The 25,773-nt window shown below is 43.9% G+C and carries 26 protein-coding genes and 1 pseudogene; 17 read left to right on the top strand and 10 right to left on the bottom strand.

Annotated features, from left to right (window positions below):
- The first annotated feature begins 25 nt into the window (after positions 1–25).
- Positions 26–610 carry a sigma-70 family RNA polymerase sigma factor gene (locus tag DA100_RS18635; RefSeq protein ID WP_138973498.1) on the top strand — a complete coding sequence of 195 codons (585 nt, stop codon included), beginning with the start codon at positions 26–28 and terminating at the stop codon, positions 608–610.
- Entirely contained in the window at positions 607–1,269 is a 663-nt protein-coding gene (locus DA100_RS18630) for a ChrR family anti-sigma-E factor (RefSeq protein ID WP_138973497.1), read from the top strand. The genes DA100_RS18635 and DA100_RS18630 overlap by 4 nt, the downstream gene beginning before the upstream one ends.
- A gap of 52 nt (positions 1,270–1,321) precedes the next feature.
- Here the strand turns inward: DA100_RS18630 and DA100_RS18625 are convergent, their stop codons facing one another.
- The 4 genes from DA100_RS18625 to DA100_RS18610 all read right to left on the bottom strand — a co-directional run bounded on the left by DA100_RS18625 (position 1,322) and on the right by DA100_RS18610 (position 5,090).
- The gene (locus tag DA100_RS18625) at positions 1,322–2,713 is read right to left on the bottom strand and encodes an MFS transporter (RefSeq protein WP_138973495.1); all 1,392 of its coding nucleotides are present in this window, start codon (positions 2,711–2,713) and stop codon (positions 1,322–1,324) included.
- A gap of 71 nt (positions 2,714–2,784) precedes the next feature.
- The gene (locus tag DA100_RS18620; RefSeq protein ID WP_138973494.1) at positions 2,785–3,330 is read right to left on the bottom strand and encodes a peptidylprolyl isomerase; all 546 of its coding nucleotides are present in this window, start codon (positions 3,328–3,330) and stop codon (positions 2,785–2,787) included.
- The gene (locus tag DA100_RS18615) at positions 3,330–3,899 is read right to left on the bottom strand and encodes a YajG family lipoprotein (protein WP_138973493.1); all 570 of its coding nucleotides are present in this window, start codon (positions 3,897–3,899) and stop codon (positions 3,330–3,332) included. The genes DA100_RS18620 and DA100_RS18615 overlap by 1 nt, the downstream gene beginning before the upstream one ends.
- 60 nt (positions 3,900–3,959) lie before the next feature.
- Positions 3,960–5,090, bottom strand: a complete 1,131-nt coding sequence (locus DA100_RS18610) for a methyltransferase (protein ID WP_138973491.1) — start codon at positions 5,088–5,090, stop codon at positions 3,960–3,962.
- A 136-nt stretch (positions 5,091–5,226) separates the two neighbouring features.
- Here DA100_RS18610 and bolA point away from each other — a divergent pair, with 136 nt between their 5' ends.
- From bolA to nqrM, 9 genes are all read left to right on the top strand, one after another.
- Positions 5,227–5,535: a transcriptional regulator BolA gene (bolA, locus tag DA100_RS18605; RefSeq protein ID WP_138973490.1), complete on the top strand. Its 309-nt coding sequence runs from the start codon at positions 5,227–5,229 to the stop codon at positions 5,533–5,535.
- 432 nt (positions 5,536–5,967) lie between these two features.
- Positions 5,968–7,308: a Na(+)-translocating NADH-quinone reductase subunit A gene (locus DA100_RS18600; protein WP_138973489.1), complete on the top strand. Its 1,341-nt coding sequence runs from the start codon at positions 5,968–5,970 to the stop codon at positions 7,306–7,308.
- 6 nt (positions 7,309–7,314) lie between these two features.
- The gene (locus DA100_RS18595) at positions 7,315–8,559 is read left to right on the top strand and encodes an NADH:ubiquinone reductase (Na(+)-transporting) subunit B (RefSeq protein ID WP_138973488.1); all 1,245 of its coding nucleotides are present in this window, start codon (positions 7,315–7,317) and stop codon (positions 8,557–8,559) included.
- Positions 8,549–9,319, top strand: coding sequence for a Na(+)-translocating NADH-quinone reductase subunit C (locus DA100_RS18590; RefSeq protein WP_053440091.1), 771 nt, complete (start codon positions 8,549–8,551; stop codon positions 9,317–9,319). The genes DA100_RS18595 and DA100_RS18590 overlap by 11 nt, the downstream gene beginning before the upstream one ends.
- A complete protein-coding gene (locus DA100_RS18585; RefSeq protein ID WP_053440090.1) occupies positions 9,319–9,951 on the top strand; it encodes an NADH:ubiquinone reductase (Na(+)-transporting) subunit D in 633 nt (210 codons plus the stop codon). Before DA100_RS18590 ends, DA100_RS18585 begins: the two co-directional genes overlap by 1 nt.
- Positions 9,952–9,958: 7 nt before the next feature.
- A complete protein-coding gene (nqrE, locus tag DA100_RS18580; protein ID WP_004415327.1) occupies positions 9,959–10,555 on the top strand; it encodes an NADH:ubiquinone reductase (Na(+)-transporting) subunit E in 597 nt (198 codons plus the stop codon).
- Positions 10,556–10,588: 33 nt separating this feature from the next.
- Positions 10,589–11,815 (top strand): NADH:ubiquinone reductase (Na(+)-transporting) subunit F, encoded by a 1,227-nt coding sequence (gene nqrF, locus DA100_RS18575; RefSeq protein ID WP_138973487.1) that lies wholly within the window; start codon positions 10,589–10,591, stop codon positions 11,813–11,815.
- Between the two features lie 135 nt (positions 11,816–11,950).
- Complete coding sequence (locus DA100_RS18570; RefSeq protein ID WP_138973486.1) at positions 11,951–12,955, top strand: FAD:protein FMN transferase; 1,005 nt, start codon at positions 11,951–11,953, stop codon at positions 12,953–12,955.
- 22 nt (positions 12,956–12,977) lie between these two features.
- Entirely contained in the window at positions 12,978–13,211 is a 234-nt protein-coding gene (gene nqrM / locus DA100_RS18565) for a (Na+)-NQR maturation NqrM (protein ID WP_138973485.1), read from the top strand.
- Positions 13,212–13,244: 33 nt separating this feature from the next.
- On the opposite strand, the pseudogene DA100_RS18560 reads toward nqrM, so the two are convergent.
- Positions 13,245–14,338, bottom strand: a pseudogene (locus DA100_RS18560) (diguanylate cyclase).
- Between the two features lie 129 nt (positions 14,339–14,467).
- Here DA100_RS18560 and dinB point away from each other — a divergent pair.
- Complete coding sequence (gene dinB, locus DA100_RS18555) at positions 14,468–15,559, top strand: DNA polymerase IV (RefSeq protein ID WP_171052257.1); 1,092 nt, start codon at positions 14,468–14,470, stop codon at positions 15,557–15,559.
- On the opposite strand, the gene DA100_RS18550 is transcribed toward dinB, so the two are convergent.
- On the bottom strand, positions 15,556–17,490 hold the full coding sequence (locus DA100_RS18550) for a RecQ family ATP-dependent DNA helicase (RefSeq protein WP_138973484.1): 1,935 nt from the start codon (positions 17,488–17,490) through the stop codon (positions 15,556–15,558). The genes dinB and DA100_RS18550 overlap by 4 nt on opposite strands.
- 78 nt (positions 17,491–17,568) lie before the next feature.
- Here DA100_RS18550 and DA100_RS18545 point away from each other — a divergent pair, with 78 nt between their 5' ends.
- From DA100_RS18545 to DA100_RS18535, 3 genes are all read left to right on the top strand, one after another.
- Positions 17,569–18,045 (top strand): GreA/GreB family elongation factor, encoded by a 477-nt coding sequence (locus tag DA100_RS18545; protein WP_138973483.1) that lies wholly within the window; start codon positions 17,569–17,571, stop codon positions 18,043–18,045.
- Positions 18,046–18,101: 56 nt separating this feature from the next.
- Positions 18,102–18,845, top strand: a complete 744-nt coding sequence (locus DA100_RS18540) for a YggN family protein (protein WP_138973482.1) — start codon at positions 18,102–18,104, stop codon at positions 18,843–18,845.
- Between the two features lie 220 nt (positions 18,846–19,065).
- Complete coding sequence (locus DA100_RS18535) at positions 19,066–20,430, top strand: sodium-dependent transporter (protein WP_138973481.1); 1,365 nt, start codon at positions 19,066–19,068, stop codon at positions 20,428–20,430.
- Between the two features lie 64 nt (positions 20,431–20,494).
- On the opposite strand, the gene DA100_RS18530 is transcribed toward DA100_RS18535, so the two are convergent.
- On the bottom strand, positions 20,495–21,478 hold the full coding sequence (locus DA100_RS18530; protein ID WP_138973480.1) for a hypothetical protein: 984 nt from the start codon (positions 21,476–21,478) through the stop codon (positions 20,495–20,497).
- 718 nt (positions 21,479–22,196) lie between these two features.
- Between DA100_RS18530 and DA100_RS21080 the strand changes: the two genes are divergently transcribed.
- Positions 22,197–22,367: a hypothetical protein gene (locus DA100_RS21080; RefSeq protein ID WP_171052254.1), complete on the top strand. Its 171-nt coding sequence runs from the start codon at positions 22,197–22,199 to the stop codon at positions 22,365–22,367.
- An 85-nt stretch (positions 22,368–22,452) separates the two neighbouring features.
- On the opposite strand, the gene DA100_RS18525 is transcribed toward DA100_RS21080, so the two are convergent.
- Genes DA100_RS18525 through DA100_RS18515 form a run of 3 tightly spaced genes read right to left on the bottom strand, consistent with a single transcriptional unit; the run spans position 22,453 to position 24,846 of the window.
- Positions 22,453–23,541 carry a succinylglutamate desuccinylase/aspartoacylase family protein gene (locus DA100_RS18525; protein ID WP_138973479.1) on the bottom strand — a complete coding sequence of 363 codons (1,089 nt, stop codon included), beginning with the start codon at positions 23,539–23,541 and terminating at the stop codon, positions 22,453–22,455.
- The gene (rimK, locus tag DA100_RS18520; protein WP_138973478.1) at positions 23,501–24,406 is read right to left on the bottom strand and encodes a 30S ribosomal protein S6--L-glutamate ligase; all 906 of its coding nucleotides are present in this window, start codon (positions 24,404–24,406) and stop codon (positions 23,501–23,503) included. Before rimK ends, DA100_RS18525 begins: the two co-directional genes overlap by 41 nt.
- The gene (locus DA100_RS18515) at positions 24,406–24,846 is read right to left on the bottom strand and encodes an ATP-dependent zinc protease (RefSeq protein ID WP_138973477.1); all 441 of its coding nucleotides are present in this window, start codon (positions 24,844–24,846) and stop codon (positions 24,406–24,408) included. The genes rimK and DA100_RS18515 overlap by 1 nt, the downstream gene beginning before the upstream one ends.
- Positions 24,847–25,208: 362 nt before the next feature.
- Between DA100_RS18515 and DA100_RS18510 the strand changes: the two genes are divergently transcribed.
- Entirely contained in the window at positions 25,209–25,748 is a 540-nt protein-coding gene (locus DA100_RS18510; protein ID WP_138973476.1) for a DUF3332 family protein, read from the top strand.
- The last annotated feature ends 25 nt before the right edge of the window (positions 25,749–25,773 follow it).

The raw sequence follows: 25,773 nt of genomic DNA, 5'->3' as shown, positions 1-25,773 counted from the left end.
AAGGGCACCGTTTAAGGATATCGAAATGGCCAATTCAGATAGCCAAGCTTTCACCAAAGCAGATTGGGCTGAGTGTATGGAAAAAGTGAAACAGCAGGACAAACATGCGTTTGCATTGGTTTTTAGTCATTTTTCTCCACGTCTCAAGCAATTTGCATTCAGGCATATGGGCAATGAGCAGATTGCCGTAGAAGTCGTTCAAGAAGCGATGACAACCGTATGGCAAAAAAGCGCGTTATTTGATAGCAGTAAGAGTTCGCTTTCTACATGGATTTTTACGATAGCCCGTAACCTTTGTTTTGACATTTTGCGCAAACAGAAAGGTAGGGATGCGCATATACATTCTGAGGATCTTTGGCCTAATGATTATTGTCCGCCAGATATGGTGGAACATTATTCTCCTGAGGCCGAACTACTTAAACTACAGGTGGTTAAATATTTGGATTTGCTGCCGGAATCTCAACGCAAAGTCGTACAGGCAGTTTACTTGGAAGAGTTACCGCATCAGCAAGTCGCAGAGATGTTTGATATTCCCCTTGGAACGGTTAAGTCACGGTTGCGCTTAGCAGTAGAGAAACTTCGAATTTCGATAGAGGCAGATACACTATGAGTTACCATCCAGATGCATCCGTTTTGCAAGCATACGCTCAAGGCACGTTGGATGATGTGAGCGCTTTTACGATAGCCACCCACATCGAAAGTTGTCCACGCTGTCGAAGCCAAGTTAACGGGTTTGAACAGCTATACGGCGAAGAGCTAATGGCGAGCGATATTAGCGTCAAAGATGACTTCGATGCTATGTTCGACAAAATTGTCGCTCTTGAACAAAACAGTGACCCTATGAGGCTTCCTCGTATGCCGACGTTTGTTGAAGTGAATGGCAAGTCTTTTCGTCTTCCTCTGTCGCTATCGCGTTTTAGAGACCGGATCAGTGATTGGAAGAGCTATGGAGGCAAGGTATTTAGCGCGGCAATAGATATCTCGCCAGATGCTAGAATTAACCTGATGTACATTAGCGAAAATGTGGCTATTCCCCAGCACACTCATAAAGGCACGGAGTCGACCTTGGTTCTTCACGGTAGCTTTAGCGATGAAGATGGGCACTATGGAGTGGGGGACTTCTTGTTCAAAGATGGAACAGTAAAACACAGTCCATACACTAAACAGGGTGAAGATTGTTTGTGTTTGACTGTACTCACACAGCCGATGATATTCACTCAAGGTGTCGCCAGAGTATTCAATTTATTTGGTAAGGGGCTTTATCCCTAGTCAGAAAATTGATGCGAGAAAAAAGGCTTGGTGAGAAACCAAGCCTTTATTTTTATTGTTGTGCTGTGTCCTGTTGATCTGCCTGTTGAGAATCTCTCTGCTGAGCTCTGTTTAACATATCCGTGAAATAATGACGCAACGAATAGAGCATAATCAAACTCGGTATTACCATCAGTGCCGTCAGGACGAAGAAGGTTGACCAGTCGTTGAGGTAGTCAACCAGTTCTCCCGAGAAAGAGGCGAGTGTTGTTCTACCGAAGTTGCCTAAAGAGGCGAGTAAAGCGTACTGAGTAGCAGAGAACGCTTGACCTGTGACCACTGTCAAGAATGACACAAAGGCAACGGTTGAGAATGCAGAAGTGAAGTTATCGACAACCAAAGTGGCTAAGAATAATTGCTCGCTCGGCCCTACTTTTGCTATCCAAGCAAACATGAGGTTACTTGACGCCATGGCAATGCCACCGATCATTAAGCCACGTACGATACCGAACTTCACGTTAACCATACTGCCGATCAAGGTGAACACAATTGTGAGCCCCCAACCAATCAGTTTTGAATAGTAACCAATCTGCTCGTTAGTAAAGCCTACTTCTTTATAGAAGGTAATCGACATTCGACCTAAGAAAGCTTCTCCAATCTTAAAGAGGAAAACAAACAGTAGTAGGGTGATTGCGACTCTAAATCCGTTACTTCTGAAGAAATCGAGGAAAGGCTCAACGACAGTGACCGTGATCCATGCGACGATACGATTGCCAACGACTTTGCTGTGACGTTGTTCGGCTTGCGCTTGCAACGCGTCACGTTGAGTTTTGGGTTCACCAACTAAGAGCGTGAAAATCATTAGTAGGACGACAATCGCTGCCATTCCATAGTAAACCCCATTCCAGCCAATAGAGTCAGCGTTGATAAAAGCTAAGTAACCTGGCACCGAGTAGCCCGTCCACCAACCGATAACCGCCATCGCTGACGCTTGTGGCAATTTAGAGGGCTCTGATTTAGGGAATGTATCGATACGAAAGGCATCAATGGCGATGTCCTGAGTGGCCGACGAGATAGCGATACCCAGAGCAAGCATTGAAGTGAGCATTAGGTTTTGTGATGGGTCGACACCGGCTATTAATAGGGTACAAACTAGCACAATTGATTGACAAACAAAGACCCAACTTCTTCGCTGTCCGAGCATTCCATGCAGAAGAGGAATACGGACTCGGTCAACGAGTGGTGCCCACAGGAAATTAATGGCGTAAACGGCAAATACGCTACCAAAGTAGCCTATTGCTGCACGTGTGAGTCCGGCGTCTTTTAACCAACCTGACATATTTGAACCGATCAGAACCCAAGGAAAGCCGCTCGAACAGCCAAGCATAAATACCCACATTAGGCGCTTGTCCATATAACTGCGAATCGTCTCTAGCCAAGACATAGAAGGAGAGTCTGAAGACATACACAAATCCTTGTTTGAGTGTTTGGTCAGCAAGAAAACAGAAGGCTCTAACAAAGTAGAGCCTAATATGATTATTTGATGAGTGTGGCTTTGGTGATAATGATGGGTTCTACTGGTACATCGCGGTAGCGCCCTTTGGTTGTTGTTGGCTTGCTCGCCATAGTTTGGATAACGTCAAACCCTTGAGTCACTTTGCCAAATACAGCGTAGCCAGGTGGACGTTGATCATAATCCAAGAAGCTATTGTCGTTATAATTGATAAAGAACTGTCGAGTCGCTGAATCCGGGTTATTAGTACGTGCCATGGCAATGGTCGCACTATCATTTTTAAGCCCGTTATACGCTTCGTTTTTGATCGGAGCGTATGTCGGTAGGGGGTTCATATTCTCATCAAAACCTCCTCCCTGAGCCATAAAGCCAGGAATGACTCGATGGAACTGAGAACCGACATAGCTGCCATCGTTGACATACTTAATAAAGTTAGCAACGGTAATCGGTGCTTTGTTTTCATTTAGCTCGACTGTAAAAGAGCCTAGGTTTGTTTCAAACTCTACCTTCGGACCCGCTAGCGCAAGTGAACTGACTAATGCGAGTGAGGCAAATACCATTTTCAACATTAGAAACGCTCCTGCATGTAATTCTGAAGTTCACGGTCGTTGGCCACTTCTTGAAGAACTAAGTTGATGACGTCATTAAGAACAACTTCAATTTCTTCGTTAGAAGCACTGAGCGCCCCGGTGCGCTTCGCTGTACCAGTGTAGGTCTTAACCAGTTTACCTTGTGGCGTTTCAGCCGTGATTTCAATGACTACCTTACCATCCATCTGGTTTTCCATCACAGTGTGCTGAACGGACACTAAGGCTTCTTGAACTTCGACTTCAATTGAGTTTTCACTATTGACGGTACTGCGGAAACCTTGTGACTGGAACTGCTCCAATAGCGCATTTTCAATTGAGATACGTACGTTTTGTTTAGAATGAATCGGTTCAATATTTGAACGACCGCTATCGACAAGAGCAACGTATTGTGCAGAACGCACGTCTTTACTGGTTAGCGTAAATGCCGCATCTTGAACAAGAACGCTGTTGCTAAGGACAGCCTTAGGCATAAAATTAATTTGCTCTTGCTGCGGAGCTGAACACGCAGTAAGTAGTGCCATTGACGCGACTAGAACCAGTTTTCTCATTGTAATTTCCTTTCTTTGTAACTCTGCGAGCTTATACAAACGTAAACAGATAATAGAGGACTATTTAGTCGCTTGTAAAATAACAAATTTCTTATTGGCAGCAACCACTTTGACGTTTGACTTACCAAATAGCCTAGATAGCTTTCCATCGTAGCTGAGGTGACGGTTACCGATAACTAATAATTGCCCACCAACAGTAAGAATTTGCTTTGCATCACAGAACATCTGCCATGCAATATGATCGGTGACAGCTTGCTGCTGATGAAATGGGGGATTACACATGACCATATCCACATCGCTCGCCGTCATTCCATCTAAACAGTTATTCGCAACGCACTCTATTTCTCTATCACTACCAAGATTGGTTAGGAGGTTGTGTCGAGCCGACTCGACCGCCATAAAGCTCTCATCAACACAGGTTAATTTAATTTGTGGGTTTAATTGCCCCATTTTTACGGAAAGGACACCGTTACCGCAACCTAGATCGACCACATGTTTAAGATTTTGGTTTTTTGGTAAGTGCTCAAGCATAAAGCGAGCGCCCAAATCTAAGCTTTCTCCTGAATAGACATTTGGCAGATTGTTTAGCGTAATGTTCTCTTTTTCTACTGACCATTGAGTATTGGCAGAGACTTGGGTGGCATTAGCACTATTTGCTGAACTAAAGACTAGACGGTGTTTTTTCCAAGCAAGTGAGGTTTTTGTTTCACCCAGATGTTTTTCAAAAAGCTTAAGTGTCGAGGAGTGGATCTCTTTTGCTTTGTTGACAGCAATAACAGGAATTGTCTCGTTCAGTGTTTGACGCAACTGACTGAGTTGCCAAATTAGGTGCCTATTGCTTTTGGGTAACTGAAGCAAAACCAAATCTACGTCGGCTGGTACTTCATCCATAGTTGTTATGAAGTCGACGTTAGGGCACTGATTGTGTTGTATGTTTGCAAGAGTACCTTGCTGAGAAATAAACGAGTCACTCATCATAGTGATACGATGTTTGTCACTAAACCAGCAACTGAGTGCTCCAAAGTTGTCGTTGACGATTAAGATATGCTGGTTGGGCTCGAGTCCCATATCTTCAACATGGTTGATTAGGTATTCGTCTCCCGCATCCCATGCCTGAAGAGTTTCGTTGTTTCTCTTTGGGTATCGGAATAAAGAAAGGGTTCGCTCATGCAGTGAAAGCTCAGTAATCATAATAGCAACGCAAGGTTATCGGTCATTGGGGAATTGTCGCAAAACGCTGCGGTTGTGAAAACTAAAACCTTTAGCTTTCCGCTTAAGGCGACTATTATCTAGCCCATTATGTTGTTTAGTCTGATGGTAAAGTGCAATGCTGCAGGAAATAATAGAAAGCAAACTTACAGATACATTTGAACCTAGCTACCTAAGTGTTGTGAACGAGAGCTATATGCACAATGTGCCAGCCGGTTCAGAAAGCCACTTTAAAGTTGTGATTGTGAGTGAAAAATTTGAAGGGCAAAGACTTATTGGTCGTCACCGCCAAGTTAATCAAGTGTTGGCTGAGGAGCTGGCGAATCATATTCATGCGCTCTCTATGCACACCTATACCGCGAGTGAATGGAAAGAGCAGAACCAACTCGCTCCAGATAGCCCAATGTGCTTGGGCAGTTCAAAATAATAAAATGAGAGGGTAGCAACGGCTACCCTTTTTAGTTAGTGCTTAAGGGGTGTTGTTAACAACGTAGAAACAAATAAATGCAGTAGTAAGTTTTAAATAAGATTGTTTCACGATGTGAATGTAATGAGCTATACAAAATGATATGCAGAAAAGGGTTTGTGCGGTGGCTCAAACTTATGACTATTCCTTAGCCTTTTAAACTCAATTCCTTCGAAATATCTCGGTTATTCATAGGATTCATCATGGCATCAACTTCTAAAAAGATGATAGACTATCGCACCTGATAAATCTCGATGATTTCTTGTGACGAGATTTTTAAGAGGATGTTGCGATTTTGGTGTTTTAAACAGCGCCAAAACCGGACACTAGTGTCGTGTCTAAAAGTTACGCAATCTAAGAATCTTTTTCCCGATAAAAGTAGTGCAAGTGCGTATGATTACAATAAAGAAGGGTTTGGACCTGCCAATCGCAGGAACTCCATCCCAGGTGATTAATGATGGTAAGACCATCAAAAAAGTCGCCTTGCTTGGCGAAGAGTACGTCGGCATGCGTCCTACTATGCATGTCCGCGTAGGCGATGAAGTAAAGAAAGCTCAAGTTCTTTTTGAAGATAAGAAGAACCCAGGTGTGAAATTTACTTCACCAGCAGCTGGTAAAGTGATCGAGGTTAACCGTGGCGCTAAGCGTGTACTTCAGTCTGTAGTGATTGAAGTGGCAGGCGAAGAGCAGGTTACTTTCGATAAGTTTGAAGCTGGCCAACTAGCAAGTCTTGACCGTGAAGCGGTTAAAACTCAGCTTGTTGATTCAGGTCTTTGGACAGCTTTACGTACTCGTCCGTTCAGCAAGGTTCCAGCAATTGAGTCTTCTACACAGGCTATCTTCGTAACTGCAATGGATACTAATCCGTTAGCAGCTCAGCCTGAGTTGATCATCAACGAACAGCAAGAAGCATTCGTTGCCGGTTTAGACCTGCTTTCAACCCTGACAGATGGCAAGGTTTACGTATGTAAATCTGGTACAAGTCTGCCTCGTTCTTCTCAGTCAAATGTTGAAGAGCATGTATTTGATGGCCCTCACCCAGCAGGTCTTGCTGGCACCCACATGCATTTCCTATACCCAGTGAATGTAGAAAATGTGGCGTGGAGCATCAACTACCAAGATGTTATTGCGTTTGGTAAGTTGTTCCTTACTGGTGAGCTTTACACTGATCGTGTTATTTCTCTGGCTGGCCCAGTAGTAAATAACCCTCGTTTAGTTCGTACAACTGTAGGTGCAAGCCTAGAAGACGTAACGGACAGCGAGCTGATGCCAGGTGAAGTTCGTGTGATTTCTGGTTCGGTACTTTCTGGTACTCATGCAACTGGACCTCACGCATACCTAGGTCGTTACCACGTTCAGGTTTCTGTATTACGTGAAGGCCGTGAAAAAGAACTGTTTGGCTGGGCTACGCCTGGTAAGAACAAGTTCTCGGTAACTCGCTCATTCCTTGGTCATATCTTCAAAGGTCAGTTGTTCAACATGACAACAACGACTAACGGTAGTGATCGTTCTATGGTTCCAATTGGTAGCTACGAACGCGTAATGCCATTAGATATGGAACCGACTCTGCTACTTCGTGATCTATGTGCAGGTGATACTGACAGTGCAGCAGCACTAGGTGCACTTGAACTGGATGAAGATGATTTAGCATTGTGTACCTTTGTGTGTCCTGGTAAATACGAATACGGTGTACTCCTTCGTGAATGCCTAGATACCATTGAGAAGGAAGGGTAATTTTTCATGGGCCTTAAAAAGTTTATTGAAGACATCGAGCATCATTTTGAGCCAGGTGGAAAACATGAGAAGTGGTTTGCGCTTTACGAAGCTGCAGCAACACTTTTCTACACACCAGGCTTAGTAACGAAAAAAAGCTCTCACGTTCGTGATAGCGTTGACTTAAAACGCATCATGATCATGGTTTGGTTTGCGGTATTCCCAGCAATGTTCTGGGGTATGTACAACGCAGGTGGCCAAGCTATCGCTGCACTTAACCACATGTATGTTGGTGACCAACTTGCAGCAGTAGTAGCAGGTAACTGGCACTACTGGCTAACTGAAATGCTGGGTGGCACCTTAGCCGCCGACGCAGGCGTTGGCAGTAAGATGATCTTGGGTGCAACTTACTTCCTACCTATCTACGCGACGGTATTCATCGTTGGTGGTTTTTGGGAAGTACTGTTCTGTATGGTGCGTAAGCACGAAGTTAACGAAGGTTTCTTTGTTACTTCTATCCTGTTTGCACTTATCGTTCCACCAACGCTACCTCTATGGCAAGCAGCGCTAGGTATTACCTTCGGTGTTGTCGTTGCTAAGGAGATCTTTGGTGGTACGGGTCGTAACTTCCTTAACCCAGCACTTGCTGGTCGTGCATTCCTATTCTTCGCTTACCCAGCTCAAATCTCGGGTGACGTAGTATGGACAGCAGCTGACGGCTTCTCTGGTGCAACGGCTCTTAGCCAATGGGCTCACGGTGGTAGCGGCGCGTTGATCAACAACATCACTGGCGCTCCTATTACTTGGATGGATGCATTCATCGGTAATATTCCAGGTTCAATTGGTGAAGTATCGACTCTTGCTCTCATGATCGGTGCAGCAATGATCGTCTACATGCGTATTGCATCTTGGCGTATCATCGCAGGTGTGATGATCGGTATGATTGCAACAGCTACGCTGTTCAACGTTATCGGCTCTGACACTAACCCAATGTTCAACATGCCATGGCACTGGCACCTAGTTCTTGGTGGCTTTGCGTTCGGTATGTTCTTTATGGCAACAGACCCTGTATCAGCTTCATTTACTAACAAAGGTAAATGGTGGTACGGCGCGCTAATCGGCGTGATGTGTGTACTAATCCGTGTTGTGAACCCAGCATACCCAGAAGGCATGATGCTGGCGATTCTATTCGCGAACCTGTTTGCACCTCTGTTCGACCATGTGGTTATCGAGAAGAACATCAAGCGGAGACTAGCACGCTATGGCAAGTAATAACGACAGCATTAAAAAGACGCTGGGTGTTGTTGTCGGGTTGAGCCTTGTTTGTTCAATCATCGTATCAACAGCAGCGGTAGGTCTACGTGACAAGCAAAAAGCTAACGCTGTACTAGATAAGCAAACTAAGATCGTTGAAGTTGCTGGTATTGACGCTGACGGTAAGAAAGTACCTGAGTTGTTTGCTGAGTACATCGAACCTCGTCTAGTTGACTTTGAAACTGGTGCGTTTGTTGACGGCGATGCTGCAACTTACGATCAGCGTAAAGCAGCAAAAGATCCAGCAGAGTCTATCAAGCTAACCGCTGACCAAGACAAAGCTAAGATCCTTCGTCGTGCTAACACGGGTGTTGTATACCTAGTGAAAGATGGCGACGCTGTATCTAAGATCATCCTACCGGTACACGGTAATGGTCTTTGGTCAATGATGTATGCATTTGTTGCGGTTGAAACTGACGGTAACACTGTATCTGCGATCACTTACTACGAGCAGGGTGAAACTCCTGGACTTGGTGGTGAAGTTGAGAACCCATCTTGGCGTGATCAATTTATTGGCAAGAAGCTTTATGATGAAAACTTCAAGCCAGCTATCAAAGTTGTTAAAGGTGGTGCCCCAGCCGGTTCTGAACACGGTGTTGATGGCCTATCAGGTGCGACACTAACAGGTAACGGTGTTCAAGGTACATTTGATTTCTGGTTAGGCGATATGGGCTTTGGTCCATTCCTAGCAAAAGTTCGTGACGGAGGTCTGAACTAATGTCTAGCGCACAAAACGTTAAGAAGAGTCTGTTAGCACCAGTATTGGATAACAACCCAATCGCGCTTCAGGTTCTTGGTGTTTGTTCTGCTCTTGCAGTAACCACCAAACTAGAAACGGCTTTTGTAATGACACTAGCGGTTATCTTTGTAACTGCACTGTCTAACTTCTTCGTTTCAGTAATCCGTAACCACATTCCAAACAGCGTGCGTATCATCGTACAGATGGCAATCATCGCATCGCTAGTAATCGTGGTAGACCAAGTGTTGAAAGCATACCTATACGATATCTCTAAGCAGCTATCGGTATTCGTAGGCCTAATCATTACAAACTGTATTGTAATGGGTCGTGCTGAAGCATTCGCAATGAAGTCTGAGCCAATCCCATCTCTAATCGATGGTATCGGTAACGGTCTTGGTTACGGTTTCGTTCTTATCACTGTTGGCTTTTTCCGTGAACTATTTGGTTCAGGCAAACTGTTCGGTATGGAAGTGCTTCCTCTAGTGAGCAACGGCGGTTGGTATCAACCAAACGGTCTGATGCTTCTAGCGCCATCAGCATTCTTCCTAATCGGCTTCCTAATCTGGGCAATCCGTATTCTGAAACCAGAACAAGTAGAAGCGAAGGAGTAAGGACGTCATGGAACATTACATTAGTTTGCTAGTTAAATCGATTTTCATCGAAAACTTAGCACTATCGTTCTTCTTAGGTATGTGTACATTCCTTGCTGTATCTAAGAAAGTTAAGACCTCTTTCGGTCTTGGTGTTGCGGTTGTATTCGTACTGACAGTAGCAGTACCAGTGAACAACCTGCTTTACACTTTCATTCTTAAAGAGAATGCGTTAGTTGAAGGCGTGGATCTTAGCTTCCTGAACTTCATCACCTTTATCGGTGTAATCGCAGCACTTGTACAGATTCTAGAAATGATCTTAGACCGTTTCTTCCCACCTCTGTACAACGCGCTAGGCATATTCCTACCGCTAATCACAGTAAACTGTGCGATCTTCGGTGGCGTGTCTTTCATGGTTACACGTGACTACAACTTTGCTGAATCTGTTGTTTACGGCTTTGGTTCTGGTGTGGGCTGGATGCTAGCTATCGTTGCGTTAGCAGGTATCCGCGAGAAGATGAAGTACTCTGATGTACCTCCAGGTCTACGCGGTCTTGGTATTACGTTCATCACAGTTGGTCTTATGGCGTTAGGCTTTATGTCTTTCTCTGGTGTTCAACTGTAAGTCGGGTAAACGGCAGCAATTAAAGGAATAGTCATGAATACTATTATTTTTGGTGTAGTGATGTTTACCCTGATTATTTTGGCGCTAGTTTTAGTGATTCTTTTCGCTAAATCTAAACTAGTACCATCAGGTGACATTACAATTTCTGTGAACGATGACCCTTCACTGGCGATCGTTACACAACCAGGTAGCAAGCTACTGGGTGCTCTAGCAGGTGCTGGCGTATTCGTATCTTCTGCTTGTGGTGGCGGTGGCTCTTGTGGTCAGTGTCGCGTAAAAGTTAAATCAGGTGGTGGCGACATCCTACCTACCGAGCTTGACCATATTACTAAAGGTGAAGCACGTGAAGGTGAGCGTCTAGCGTGTCAGGTTGCAATGAAAACTGACATGGATATCGAGCTTCCTGAAGAGATCTTCGGTGTTAAGAAGTGGGAATGTACAGTTATCTCTAACGATAACAAAGCAACATTCATCAAAGAGCTTAAGCTACAAATCCCAGATGGCGAATCAGTACCTTTCCGTGCTGGTGGTTACATCCAGATTGAAGCACCTGCTCACCACGTGAAATACGCTGACTTCGATGTACCAGATGAGTACCGTGAAGATTGGGATAAATTCAATCTGTTCCGTTACGAGTCTAAGGTAAACGAAGAGACGATCCGTGCTTACTCAATGGCGAACTACCCTGAAGAAGAAGGTATTATTATGCTGAACGTGCGTATCGCTACGCCGCCGCCTAATAATCCTGACGTACCACCTGGTATCATGTCTTCATTTATCTGGTCTCTTAAAGAGGGCGATAAGTGTACGATCTCTGGTCCATTTGGTGAGTTCTTCGCTAAAGATACTGACAACGAAATGGTATTCGTTGGTGGTGGTGCAGGTATGGCGCCAATGCGTTCACATATCTTCGACCAACTTAAGCGTCTTAAGTCTACTCGTAAGATGTCTTTCTGGTACGGTGCACGTTCTAAGCGCGAAATGTTCTACGTTGAAGACTTTGACGGCCTACAAGCTGAAAACGACAACTTCGTATGGCACTGTGCTCTGTCTGACCCTATGCCAGAAGATAACTGGGATGGTTACACAGGCTTCATCCACAACGTATTGTACGAAAACTACCTGAAGGATCACGAAGCTCCTGAAGACTGTGAGTACTACATGTGTGGTCCACCGATGATGAACGCAGCTGTTATCGGCATGCTTAAAGATCTCGGTGTAGAAGATGAGAACATTCTTCTAGATGATTTTGGTGGTTAATCTACCTTAAATCTCTGAATGTTATGGCTGACTCGCTAGAGTCAGCCATTATTTTTTTAAGAATGGTAATAGTCGATACGTTAGATAAAGACGTATGAGCTATTCCCGTTCCCCAAAAATACAGGAGTTTAACAAGTGAAAAAATGGCTTGTTGCATTTGCTTCTCTGTTGGTACTGGCTGGTTGTGAAAAACCAGTAGAGCAGATTCATTTAAGTGGCCCAACAATGGGTACAACTTACAACATTAAATACATTGCGGCCGAAGGTCAGCCCTCTCCCCAAGATCTACAAGTTGAAATCGATCGATTACTTGAAGAAGTAAACGATCAGATGTCGACTTACCGTAAAGACTCTGAGCTAAGCCGTTTCAATCAAAGCGAATCGCTAGAGGCATTTGAAGTGTCACCACAAACGGCAACCGTTGTGAAAGAAGCGATTCGTCTCAACGGTCTAACTCAAGGCGCTCTTGATGTTACCGTCGGTCCACTAGTTAACCTATGGGGCTTTGGTCCTGAAGGTAGACCAGAAGTTGTGCCTTCAGATGAAGAACTATCTGCGCGCAAAGCGAGAACAGGTATTCAACATCTAAGTGTTGAGGGTAATACCCTATCTAAAGACATTCCTAACCTTTACGTAGATTTGTCTACAATTGCTAAAGGGTGGGGTGTTGATGTTGTGGCTGATTACATCCAGTCTCAAGGCATCCAGAATTACATGGTAGAAGTCGGCGGTGAGATGCGTCTTAAAGGCTTAAACCGCGAAGGTGTGGCTTGGCGTATTGCTATTGAGAAGCCTTCTGTAGAAGAACGTGCGATTCAAGAGATTATTGAACCGGGTGATATGGCAGTTGCGACGTCAGGTGATTACCGTAACTACTTTGAGCGTGATGGTGTACGCTACTCGCATATTATTAATCCAGCGACAGGCAAGCCGATCAATCATAAAGTAGTGTCGGTCACTGTTTTAGATGCCTCTTCAATGACGGCAGATGGCTTAGCGACTGGACTGATGGTTCTTGGCGAAGAGCAAGGTATGAAAATCGCTGAGCAAAATAATATTCCTGTGTTTATGATCGTAAAAACGGAAGAGGGCTTTAAAGAACTAGCCTCTTCTGCCTATAAGCCTTATACGAATAAATAATAACTCGAGCGAGCATGTCATTATGAGTACATTTTTGATTACATTTGGTGTGTTTATGGCCGTGATTGCAGCGATGTCCATAGGCTATATCATTCAGAAGAAAGTTGTTAAAGGTAGCTGTGGTGGCTTAGGGGCGGTTGGTATCGAAAAGGTATGTAATTGTCCTGAACCATGTGATGCACGTAAGAAGCGTGAAGCACGTGAAGCGGCCCGTCAAGAAAAGCTAGCCGCATGGGAAAAAGACCGCATCGCTTAGTCCCGTCCTGTTAATACAAAACACAAACACTAGTCACTCGACTGGTGTTTTTTTTAACATTTCGTCGGTGAAAATAGTCCGGTTACGTCCCAACTTCTTCGCTAAATATAAGCGATCATCAGCGATCTTAATTTGGTCATGAATGTCCCCAGTGATACTACTTATGCCTATGCTGACAGTAACAAGTATGATATTTCCATTATGCTTTACGGGGGTTTTCTCGACACGTTGTCTCATGTTTTCAATGCGATTGATGAAATCATCGTATGGCGTGCACGATTGAATACAAAACTCTTCACCACCAAAACGCACCACGATATCATCAGGAAAATATATCTTCAGGATATTTGCGACTGTTTTAAGAGCAGCATCGCCCCCGTCATGACCATAATTGTCATTGACCTGTTTGAATAGGTCGATATCAATCATTGCAATGTTACGTAGCTGACAACCAGAGCAAGCCTGACTAAAGAGAAATCTTCGATTCCACAACCCTGTGAGAACGTCTTGATTAGCGAGTTTGTGTAACTCATCGGTTGCTTCCTTCATATCAAGCAACTGGTGAACCCGACAGTAAAACTCTTCTTGATTAAATGGCTTGGTGAGAAAGTCATTCGCTCCCGCTTTTAGAAACTGGGCGGTAAGGGTTTTCGATTCGTTGCCAGATAGCCCTATGATGGCGAGTTGGTTCTTATCGTACATCTGGCGCATTTCACGAGTCATGGATATGCCATCTTTAACCGGCATGTCGTGATCAGTGATAACAAAGGTGATATCGGAACAGCTTTGCAGTTTTTCGAGTGCAACTTGACCGTTTTCCGCCTGCGTGGTGCGAATGTACTGATGTTCGAGCAACTGTGTCACATAGCGTCGGACTGTCGCTGAGTCATCAACAATGAGGGCATGGTGTTTGCTGTTATTAATAAGCCGTTTAGCTAGAGGAAGTAGGTAGGAGATGGATGCCATGCTGTCTTTCAATATGTAGTCCAGAACCCCCTTTGCAATAACTGTTCGGCCTGTGCAAAAGATTCTGCACAGCAGACATGACAGCCTAAAGTAGTAAGCTGCTGTTTTAAGAAATTTTGGTAAGCGCGACTATCCTCTACAACCAAGACTTTATTGTTCAAAGCGGTGCCTCTTTTGTTACCTATAGAATTAATAATAACTGCATCCAACAAACTTGCGAGTGTCGAACAGGACAAATTTGCAGACAATTTGTACTTTGAGATATATATGTGATTTATTATACTGTTTATATGTACAGTCTGTTCTGGTCTTCGAAAGTGGATAAGAAAACGCGAAAAATCATACATATAGACATGGATTGTTTTTACGCGGCAGTGGAAATGCGTGATAACCCTTCATATCGTGGACGGCCACTCGCCGTCGGGGGGCATGAAAAACAACGTGGCGTGCTAAGTACCTGCAATTATGAAGCGAGAAAGTTCGGCATCCGTAGTGCAATGCCAACCTCTAGAGCATTGCAGTTATGCCCTCAGTTACTTGTCGTACCGGGAAGAATGCAGATCTACAAAGCGGTTTCAAAACAGATCCACGCTATCTTTTCGCGTTACACAGCACTTATTGAGCCCCTGTCTCTTGATGAAGCGTACCTCGATGTGACGGATTGTCCTTTACATAAAGGCTCGGCAACCCTGATTGCTGAAGCTATTCGTAGCGATATTTGGAATGAGCTACAGCTAACGGCATCTGCGGGTATCGCGCCAGTAAAGTTTCTCGCCAAGATTGCTTCCGATATGAATAAGCCCAATGGTCAGTATGTGATTCCTCCGGATAGAGTTCAAAGTGAGATAGACAATTTGCCGTTAGAGAAAATTCCGGGGGTTGGCAAAGTGAGTCTGGAAAAACTCCATCAAGCTGGGTTGTATGTAGGGCAAGACGTCAAAAACAGTGACTATCGCGATTTACTACTCAAGTTCGGCCGGCTTGGAGCCTCGTTGTGGAACAAGAGCCATGGTGTTGATGATCGTGAAGTCGTGGTTGAAAGGGAAAGAAAATCGGTTGGGGTCGAGCGTACATTTGCCGAAAATATTTTTTCATATGATGAATGTTGGCGTGTCATAGAAGACAAGTTGTTTCCTGAATTAGAACAAAGGCTAGAAAGAGCATTGCCAGACAAGGCGATCATCAAGCAGGGGATTAAAGTTAAATTTGCTGATTTTCAATTAACGACGATAGAACATATTCACTCGCAGTTGGAGTTGGAATATTTTAAACAGCTATTGCATGACATTCTTAAACGTCAACAAGGCCGAGAAATCCGATTACTGGGTCTAAGCGTGATGCTTAAACCCGAGGAACAGAGTAAACAACTGAGTTTTTTTTAATCTAGGCTTTCTACCCACAGCCTAACCTCACTGAAGGGGATGGCTTCAAGTTGACCAAACCCAGCTAAAGAGCGTGCTTTGATCTTGGTAAATACTGGTGTAGTGATCCCACAAAGAAATTTCGTTCTTAGATTGAGCGACAAAGGCGCACGAGCTTTGGTTTCCAATTGAACCAACCATTCACGAACTTGCTCTTGATCAGTCTCGCGTTGTACTAACTTGGGTAAGTGTGCGACTTCGCCACGACAGACACTACAGTGGTTACAATTGGAAGGTGCGTGTTTATCGCCAAAATACTTGGCCAACCTTGCACTAAGGCATTGACTTGATTCAAAGAAATCCAGCAGTTCGCGAATACGATTCACATCATTGGTTTCTTTATTTTTAAACAGAGAGGATAGTTTCTCAGCGAGTTCAGCGGTAGTGTTGGCTTTTGACGAAACTCGATAGACCTCAGTCATCAGTTTACTTTCTAGCTCTATCCAGCCTTTCTCGTTGAAATAGTTGAGTGCGGCTATGGCTCTTGAACGATCGCCTTGGAACTCTTGCCATAAGGTCTCAAAATCGACCTGACACCAAGTGCGAGCTTGGGGTGAACAGTTAAATAGCGCGCTAATAAACTCACGACGTTGTGGATCAAAATGATTGACAATGTTTTGTTTATCGGTGAGAAACTTAAAACGATAGTCTGCGAAATAGCTGTATTGTGACTCGATGACACCTTCCATTTCCATGTACACTAATAACGTTTTCAAAGGAAGCTGACGAATATTGCTTTCTGTCGAGAGTCTGCTGAGCACGACTTCCCATTGAGGAGATGAGTCAATCGCTTGTTTGAGGACAAACTCTATTTCGCTTGTCTCAGGCGTGTCGCCAAAAATAAAGTTCTCTAAGGTGCTGATACTATTTTGGTTCGCGAGTAATACGCATTGGGACGGATGCCCGTCTCGTCCTGCTCGACCTATTTCTTGCGCATAGTTTTCGATGGATTTAGGCAGATCGAAGTGAATGACTCGGCGAATATCAGATTTGTCCACTCCCATTCCAAAAGCGATTGTTGCGACAATACAATCTAGCTGCCCCTGCATAAATTGATTTTGAATCTGCTCACGCGTTTCATTGCCCATGCCTGCATGATAGGCACTGACGTTAAGGTTATTATCAGCCAGTAAACGGGCAACCTGCTCGGCGGTATTTTGCAGGGTCACATAGACAATGGTGGGCAGTTTGCAGTTTGATTTAATTAAACTCAGTAGCGCTTCAGGCTTGTTTTCGTCCAGGCATGGTGAGACAGAAATATCGAGATTAGGACGATAAAAGCCAGTGACAACAACATCATCAGGTTCAATGGAGAACTTGCTCTGCATATCTTCGATAACCGTTTGTGTGGCTGTCGCGGTAAGCAATAGGACTTGAGGTATATTCAATTCTTTCAGGTAGTGCGGCAGTTTGAGGTAGTCCGGGCGGAAGTTGTGGCCCCACTCAGAGATACAATGAGCCTCATCGACGACCAGCAAAGATATCGGTACTTGGGAAATAAACTGCCTAAAGCGTTCATTCTTCAGCCTTTCGACAGATATCATCAAAACCTTGGTATGTCCTTGTTTTACCTGATTCATGATCTGTAAGGACTCTTCACGGGTTTGGCTAGAGTCAATGGATGCTGCGGGAATTTGTTTGCTGCTTAGGAAGGCGAGCTGATCCTTCATCAATGCCAGCAGAGGAGAAACCACCAAAGTCAGATGAGGCAAGACGACAGCGGGAAGTTGATAACAGAGAGATTTGCCTGAACCGGTAGGGAAAATTGCTGCACATGATTGCCCTTGCATCACTTTTTCGATAACCGCTTGCTGCCCTGTACGAAGTGATTCGAAACCAAAGGTGTGATGGAGTGTCTGCTGAAGATCGAATTCTTGGTTGGGGCTAAACATAATACTTGATTCCAGTATCTTTAAAGGGCAATGAGCTCTATTCTAAGGGTATTAAAATGATTGGAACATGGTTTTAGTATGAATAAGTTGGAACTAAAACGCATTATTCAGGATTTGCTAGAACAAAAATGGCAAATCGCGCAAAGCTCAGTTCAAAGGGCAATTGAATCGGCGACGGACGAAGAAACGGTTCCTGAGCATAAGTATGACACTTTAGCCCTTGAAGCATCTTATCTTGCCCATGGTCAGGCAATGCGCTTACAGGAATGTGAACAAGAAATTCGCGTGATGAAAGAACTTGTTTTGCCTATCGAGCCCGAAAAAGTGGTACTTGGATGTGTGATTTCATTACTGGACGATGACGATCAGATCAAACGCTTTTTTATCTCACCACGTGCGGGTGGTTTAAAAGTGTCAATCGACGATGAGAGCGTCACATTAGTAACGTTTGATTCGCCATTAGGTCAGGCTCTCAAGTCCAAGAAAGTTGGAGATGAAGTGACTTACAAGGTTGCCGGTGTAGGACATTGTTACGAGATTGAAACCATAAGCTGACAAACATCAAATGATTTCTGCTATGGTAGGCATCAATAACTGCTCGAGAGGTAACAATGAAAAAAGTATTACTGACATTACCTTTATTACTTTCCAGCCAAGTTTATGCTGCACAGTGTAAAGTTGACTTAAAAAACGAAATTCACTTGAATGGTGAGAGAATTGAAATTCACCAAGTTGGTGGTGAAACCGCGGTTGTCGATGCAGACAATGGCCTAACGATTCATGGTGAAAAAATTGAGTTGGATGATAGCCAGAAACAAGCTATTGCCCAATATCGAGAGAATATTAATGACTATTTGCCTAGAGCGAAGCAAATCGCCCAAGATGGCTTAGCACTCGCGAATGATATTGTTGATGATGTGGCAGAGAGCTTTGACGCGCCAGAGGCGTTTGATAGCGTCAAAGAGGCTATGAAGCAGTTTTATGCCGATATTGAAGCTCGATACTACAAGAATGGTGATTTGGTTTTACCTGCCGAAAGCTTTGGATCGCTAAATGAAACATGGGCTGAAGACTTAGAAAAAGCCAAAGCACTGTTTAATGAAGAGTTCATTACGAGTGCCTTTGATGCAATGTCAGCGAAAATGAAGGCAGAGGGTGGGCTGAACTTAACTGAAATGGCCAACTCAATGGCGGAACTTAAAGAACGAGTTGCTAAACGTCTTGCCGAGCATGCGGCTGAAGTTGAGCAACAAAGTGAAGACTTTTGTGATTCTCTTGATCAAATGGTTGAACAAGAGCAGCAACTTCACGATAAGATCCCGCAATTGAAGGATTACCAAATCTTCACCATCTAATCCGATTTACTTTTTCGATTGTATTGAATAAAGAGCGCCTGTATGGCGCTTTTTTATGTCTTGAGTACTGGAGTAGTGAATTGTTGTTTGATTTTTGCTCATTTGAGACTGATTTGTTGTAAATACGCTGAGAACTGCCCGTGTGTGTTGATTGTTTAGTTTTGGCTAGTGTTTTATACTTGTGTACTAGTTAGCTAGTTCATTGGTGCGAATAAGTTGTATGGCTCAAACAAATTACACACAAACACGTGAGCATTTTGGTTCTCGTCTTGGTTTTATTCTCGCTGCGGCAGGCGCTGCGGTTGGTCTTGGCAACATTTGGGGCTTCCCTACGCAAGCCGCGAGCAATGGTGGTGGTGCATTTCTGCTAGTTTACCTAGTGATGATTCTAGTGGTTGCATTTCCCATGTTGGTCGTTGAAATGGCAATCGGTCGATATGGTCAGGCAAATCCGGTAGATAGTATGCGCTCACTTACTAGCAACCCTTTAGGTAAAAAAGTAGGGGCAACGGTAGGTTGGATTGGATTGAGTGTGCCAAGTGCGGTATTGGCATTCTATAGCATTGTAGGCGGTTGGCTAATTTGCTTTTTACTGGGAGCAATAACCGACGTTCTGGGGTTTGAGCAGGCAACCGCTTGGTTTAAGGGATTTAGCGTAGAGCGCAATTTGTTCGGTACGATTGCATTCTATGTTCTAACCGTATTAATCGTTCAAGGTGGAGTGAAGCAGGGGATTGAAAAGTGGTCAACCCGCTTGATGCCAGCACTATTTGTTCTATTTGGTCTGCTATTTATCTATATCATAACTCAAAGCGGTGCGATTGAGGGGTTAAAACACTATTTGATACCTGACTTTGAAAAGGTAATGGATCGAAAACTCATTTTGGCCGCGATGGGGCAAGGCTTTTTCTCGCTCACGATTGGTGGCTGTTCAATGCTTATTTACGGCTCTTATTTAAGCAAGAAGGAAAATCTGCCAAAGATGGCGATGAATGTCACCTTAGTTGATACAGCCGTGGCGTTTATCGCCGGTCTAGTGGTTATGCCTGCTATGTTTGTTGCAATGCAAAAGGGTGTGCAGATTTACGCGCAAGATGGGGCGTTATTAAGCTCGGATACATTAGTTTTCACCGTATTACCTCTGATGTTCGATAGTTTAGGTTTGTTGGGCCAATTATTTGCCATTGTCTTTTTCTTACTGTTGACTATCGCGGCTTTGACGTCATCAATATCTATGTTGGAGTGTCCAGTGGCGTTGGTCAGTGAGCGTTTCAATACCAAACGCAAGACAACAAGCTGGGTTTTAGCTGGGCTTATCGCTCTGTTCAGTATTGTTATTGTTTACAATTTTGGCGCTATGTTTGGGGCGGTAGCAACGGTGGCGACTCAATACTTGCAACCTGCCGCAGCGCTGTTGTTCTGTCTGTTTGGTGGCTGGGTGTGGAGCCGAAATAGCAAAGTTAAAGAGCTAGAACAAGGGTATCCTGAGTTCACTCAAAGCTGGTTTGGTAAAATATGGCCAATTTATGTCAAGTTCGTTTGTCCAGTACTGGTCTCCACCGTGATATGGGCATCATTTGGTTAAAGCAAAGCTCAATTTGTTAACGTAGCCCGCGTAATGCGGGCTACGTTAGTGAGTCACGCCACCGTTACTTCGATCTGATACAAACGGCGGTCTGATAGGTGATTGGGAACCATTGCCAAAACCAAGCAAAGCGGAGTTCCATCATTTTTCCTGGCCACCAGTATTTCCATTTAAAAAACACATCATCAGCCATGCCAAATCCTACCTCGGAGTAACCGGTGTAGTAGAGATTATATGGCGCTTCTCTTGCACGTCTTAGTGGTCTTGTCATCGGGCGTTCATTCGATCTGATGAGTCGCCAGTCGGAGTAACCTGCGTAGGTTGAATTGGAACATGCATTCCTTCCTTGCTGACGGTTGTAGAATGGCCCCCATTGTGTGTAGTACATGTGGCGATACGTCTCATAAACAGGCTGAGTTGGCCCGTATATAACCGCTACGGACTGAGAGCAGTTTGAGATATATATTGGGAAGCCATGGGCAAAACCGCCTATCGAGCAAGAGCGCACAGAATCTGTACCAGTGGGCAGAGAGATACCATTTAGGGTGCTCACTACACTATTAGAGAATTTGGCCCTTAAAACGTTACCGTCTTGGTCTTCAACTTGATGGTACAGGAACGAAAACTGACCTTGTAAAATAGTAAACTCACTTGTTGCCCAGAATGTATCGCCTACATTTAGGTTCTCTCCACCGTTGATGGTGTCGGTAAGATTCCCTGAGTTAGCCTGAATGTTTCTACTTGCCGGGCTAGCAGGTCTGTAATAGTCGGAACACTTAGGGGCTCGGTAGCCTTTACGTACACAAAATCTGACTGAAGATAAGTGTGAATTGTTGGCGATATAGTAAGGCTTACTCGATACGATAGAGCCGGAACGTGTCTGCCAATAGATAGATCGAAAGGTTGAAGATGAATCAAAGTTGGTGGCAATTTCTTGATCGATCATGCCTGTAAGCATGATGTCTTGTCTATTTTGTATCGTTACTTCGCTGGCGTGTACCCAGCTAGAACAAATACTAATAAATAATAGTAGGATGAACTGCTTCATTATTTTTCTCTTGTAGTGGATAGCAAAGTCATATGAAAATTACTTGCCGACTCCAAATACCAATGACTAATTAAGACGCGTGCAAATTGCTGTGTCATATGTGATTTGCTGTGGCGACCAGATGAGTTTGTGTTCTACAATTTTGCCTGTGGTTGCGTAGTTTTATTATGTCCATAGTTGTCCTTTGATCTTAATTGTTATTTGCTTAATTGATGGTTGCTTATTTTAGTCGTTATTTAACTTATTAATTAGTTCTTTTTTAGATTGATGTTGTTTTTATTTTCTAATATGAATAGGGGTCAATTAATAAATTGTTGTTTTTGATAATAAATTTAATTCCTATAGGATTGTTTGTTGGTTTGCATTGTGTTTGTTCTCTTTTTTAATAAGATAATTGGTTTGGTTGTGTAAGGTAAATCACCATTTATAAGAAAGATATTACAAATGTTCACTTTGATAGAGAGTGGAAATGGCTTTGTTGCTTAAATCGATGGAACTAAATCAAGCTTACAGGACTAGGTATGCCTGAAATTCAGTATGTTGTTGATTACTCTAATTAGGTTCTTAGCTTGGTTATGAGTTAATGTCACTAATAATAATGCTTACTAAAGCAATTTGTTTGAAGGCTATATTAATATCATATGAATGTGCTAACTACTAATTTCTAAAACGCATCATTATTTTCGATCTTAGGCTAGAGTAATTTTAAGGGCTAATTATGAGTAGGTTTTTACTATTATTCATTGCGCTATTTTCTGGTATCGCAAGTGCCAGTGTTAGCGTATTTACAACTAACGGTGGCCTCGCTTCAGCAACGGTTTCGCCTAACAAAGTCATTATGGAAAAACATAATAATGATTTGGCTAAAAATTTGGTTGGAAACCTGTAAAGGTCCATTTGATGTTGGACCAAGATAGGGGGGCGATGCTAACAAGTATCTCAGTCCTAGTAGACAGACTGAGATACTTAGTCAATTATGACATGGAGATTTGACCCGTTGTAAGAGGGTCAACATCCAGATCATTCACTTTCTCAATGAACTCCTCAACCACTTGTTCCACTTCTTCATCATCTTGCTCAAAGTAAGCTAAGTGGAAGATTGCATCGCCTTCGTTGACCAAAGGTAGGGTCTGTTGGCCGATAACAATGCCGCCTTTACGAGCGGTGAGTTCAATCTCACTGTGGCCGAGTGGGGCGCTGATGTAAGCCAATACTTGGCCTTTTTCAACTTTCTCACCCAGTGTTACAACTGTACGCAAGATGCCATCACTTTCAGCACGTAGCCAGCTAGTGGACTTGGCAATCACTGGTGTTGGCAGCTTTTTACGGCTTGAGCGCAGCATGCCAATTGCCTGCATTACACGTTGTACACCGATGAAACCTGCACTGATACAAATTGGCTCAAAGCGTAATGCTTCGCCCGCTTCGTAAGTCAGAACCGGAATGCCCAGGCGTTCAGCCTCGCTACGCAGAGAACCATCACGTAGTGGAGCATCGACTATCACTGGCGTAGCGAACGCCTGAGCAATACGAAGTGTTTCTGGGTTACTTAAATCTGCACGAATTTGTGGCAGGTTAGTGCGGTGAATTGCACCCGTGTGTAAGTCCAGAATGTAATCACAGCGCTTAGCGACCTGAGAGAAGAAAGTATTGGCCATACGTGATGCCAATGAACCTTTCTCACTTCCTGGGAAGCAGCGGTTTAGATCGCGTCGATCCGGTAGGTAACGCGATTTATGAATAAAGCCAAATACGTTGACGATTGGCACAGCAATCACGGTACCTTTGAGCTTGCTAGCATCAATGGTGTTGATCAACTGGCGTACAATTTCAACGCCGTTAAGCTCATCACCATGGATAGCTGCGTTGACCATTAATATGGGTCCTGCTTGCTTACCATTGATGATCTCAACAGGGATCGATAAAGGCGAATGGGTATAAAGCTTCGCAGCTTCTAACTCAACAACCTTACGTTCTCCCGGCGAGATAGACTCGCCGAGAAATTCAAATGCGCTATTCTTCTTAGCCTTTGCCACGAGTTTTAGTCCTTTTGCTTGCCGCATTCTTCTCAATAAATTCGACAATCATTCCAGCAATGTCTTTACCAGTTGCGGCCTCAATACCTTCAAGACCTGGAGATGAGTTTACTTCCATGACTAATGGACCACGGTCTGATCTTAGTAGATCCACCCCAGCCACATTTAGACCCATAATTTTAGCGGCTGCAACTGCTGTACGGCGTTCAGTTGGGGTGATTTTTACTAATGATGCGCTACCACCACGATGTAGGTTGGAGCGGAACTCACCCTCTGCACCTTGACGCTTCATAGACGCAATCACTTTATCGCCAATGACGAAACAGCGAATGTCAGCACCGCCGGCTTCTTTAATGTACTCTTGCACCATGATGTTTGCTTTAAGACCCATAAAGGCTTCAATAACACTTTCCGCCGCTTTACGAGTTTCAGCTAAAACAACACCAATACCTTGAGTACCTTCAAGTAGTTTTATCACTACTGGAGCACCACCAACCATGTCTAAAAGGTCTTTTACATCGTCAGGCTTGCTTGCAAAACCTGTGATTGGCATGCCGATACCTTTGCGTGATAGCAACTGCATTGAGCGTAGCTTGTCACGAGAACGCGTGATCGCAACAGATTCGTTGACTGGGTAAACACCCATCATTTCGAACTGGCGTAATACCGCAGTACCGTAGAATGTTACAGACGCACCGATTCGAGGAACAATCGCGTCAAAGCCAGACAGTTCTTCACCTTTGAAGTGGATCTCTGGTTTCTCTGAGTTGATATTCATGTAACAACGTAGCGCATCGATCACTTTTACTTCGTGACCACGGCTTTCTGCCGCTTCAATTAGACGCTTGGTTGAGTACAGGTTCGCGTTGCGAGACAGAATACCAATTTTCATTATTTGCTTTCCTCGAAAGGGACTAAAAACGATTCAACAGGGTCGACAATGATGCGATCGTGCATTGCAGTGCGACCTAATAGCATGCGAAAAGCCATGTTTTCGCGATTAGTTAAAGTAATTTCAATTGGCCAACTTTTTCCGCCAATGCTCAGTTCTGATTCGATGACATAACGTGATTCTTCATGACCACCTGAGTCGCGCACTGTGCGCTCATCAATTACTTTAGCTTCACAAACTTTTTCGAATTCCGTGTCGTGTTGTTTTGGGTGAATCCAGAAGCGGACCCATAGAGCTTCGTCCTTCTTAAAGCTCTCTACTTTGAATGCGTGTAAGCATGAGGTCCTGGCTCCGGTATCAATTTTTGCATTAATTTCTTCAATACCTAAACCTGGCAGGCTAAGAGTTTCTCGCCAACCGACTAATAGTTTTTCTTTCATCGCAGTACAAATTTTATTAGAGAGAATTACAGACTCAGTTAGGGATAAACTCAGTCCACCGATACAACTTAAAATGTTTATTTAAATTTGAGTTATCGCTTGAAGAGGGCGTTTGTGATGAGCCCAAGAAGCTTCAAGGAGGCGGACTGTATCAGTCACCTTGACTGCTGACTAACGAAATAAAATATCCATGACGACAAATTCAATTTATCGATAGTGGTGGGAAATTAATCGTCTAAAATTTGGGACTGTAAGCCCAATTCTTAGGATTAATCATAGGTTATTGACGTCTGTAACATATGCAACTTAACAAGTGCGCTAAAGTTGTTGATGAACATTATCGTCAATAGTTAGAGGGATTTATGAAAACAACAATAGCAAAAGTAGTGGCAATTGCAGCTGTAGTAGCAAGCATGACGGGCTGTGTAGGTAGCATGGCCGTTACAGGCAAGCTTATGCAGTTTAACGTTGAAGTGGTTGATAACCGATATGCGCGTGCCGGGGTCAACTTTTTACTCGCACCGGTATACGCCATTACGACAGCAGCTGACTATATTGTATTCAACTCATTGGAGTTTTGGACAGGTAAAAACCCGATTAATGGCTCTCCTCACATCTTTGATACCAAGACTGAGACCATGCTAGATATAAACGACGATCTAGATGACTCACTTAAAGAGGCGCCTATTGCTCCAATTTCTATGTATCGTACGTTTGAGCAAGGGGAAATGAAGCGCATTGACGACGAAACCTTCGAAATCGATATTACTTACAGCAATGGCGATAAATCCATCCTGCGTGGTGTGAAGATGGATGAAAACATCCAATACTTTATTGATGGAGAGCTAGTTGGTGAGACAACGTTAGAGCAGCTGCAAGAGTTGGCGGCTTCTAAAGCTTAATCGAGTGAAATAAAAAAGCCGAGTT

Origin of the sequence: Vibrio sp. Hep-1b-8, assembly GCF_006124995.1 — a bacterium.
Lineage (GTDB): Bacteria > Pseudomonadota > Gammaproteobacteria > Enterobacterales > Vibrionaceae > Vibrio.
This window is presented reverse-complemented; position numbering and strand designations above follow the sequence as displayed.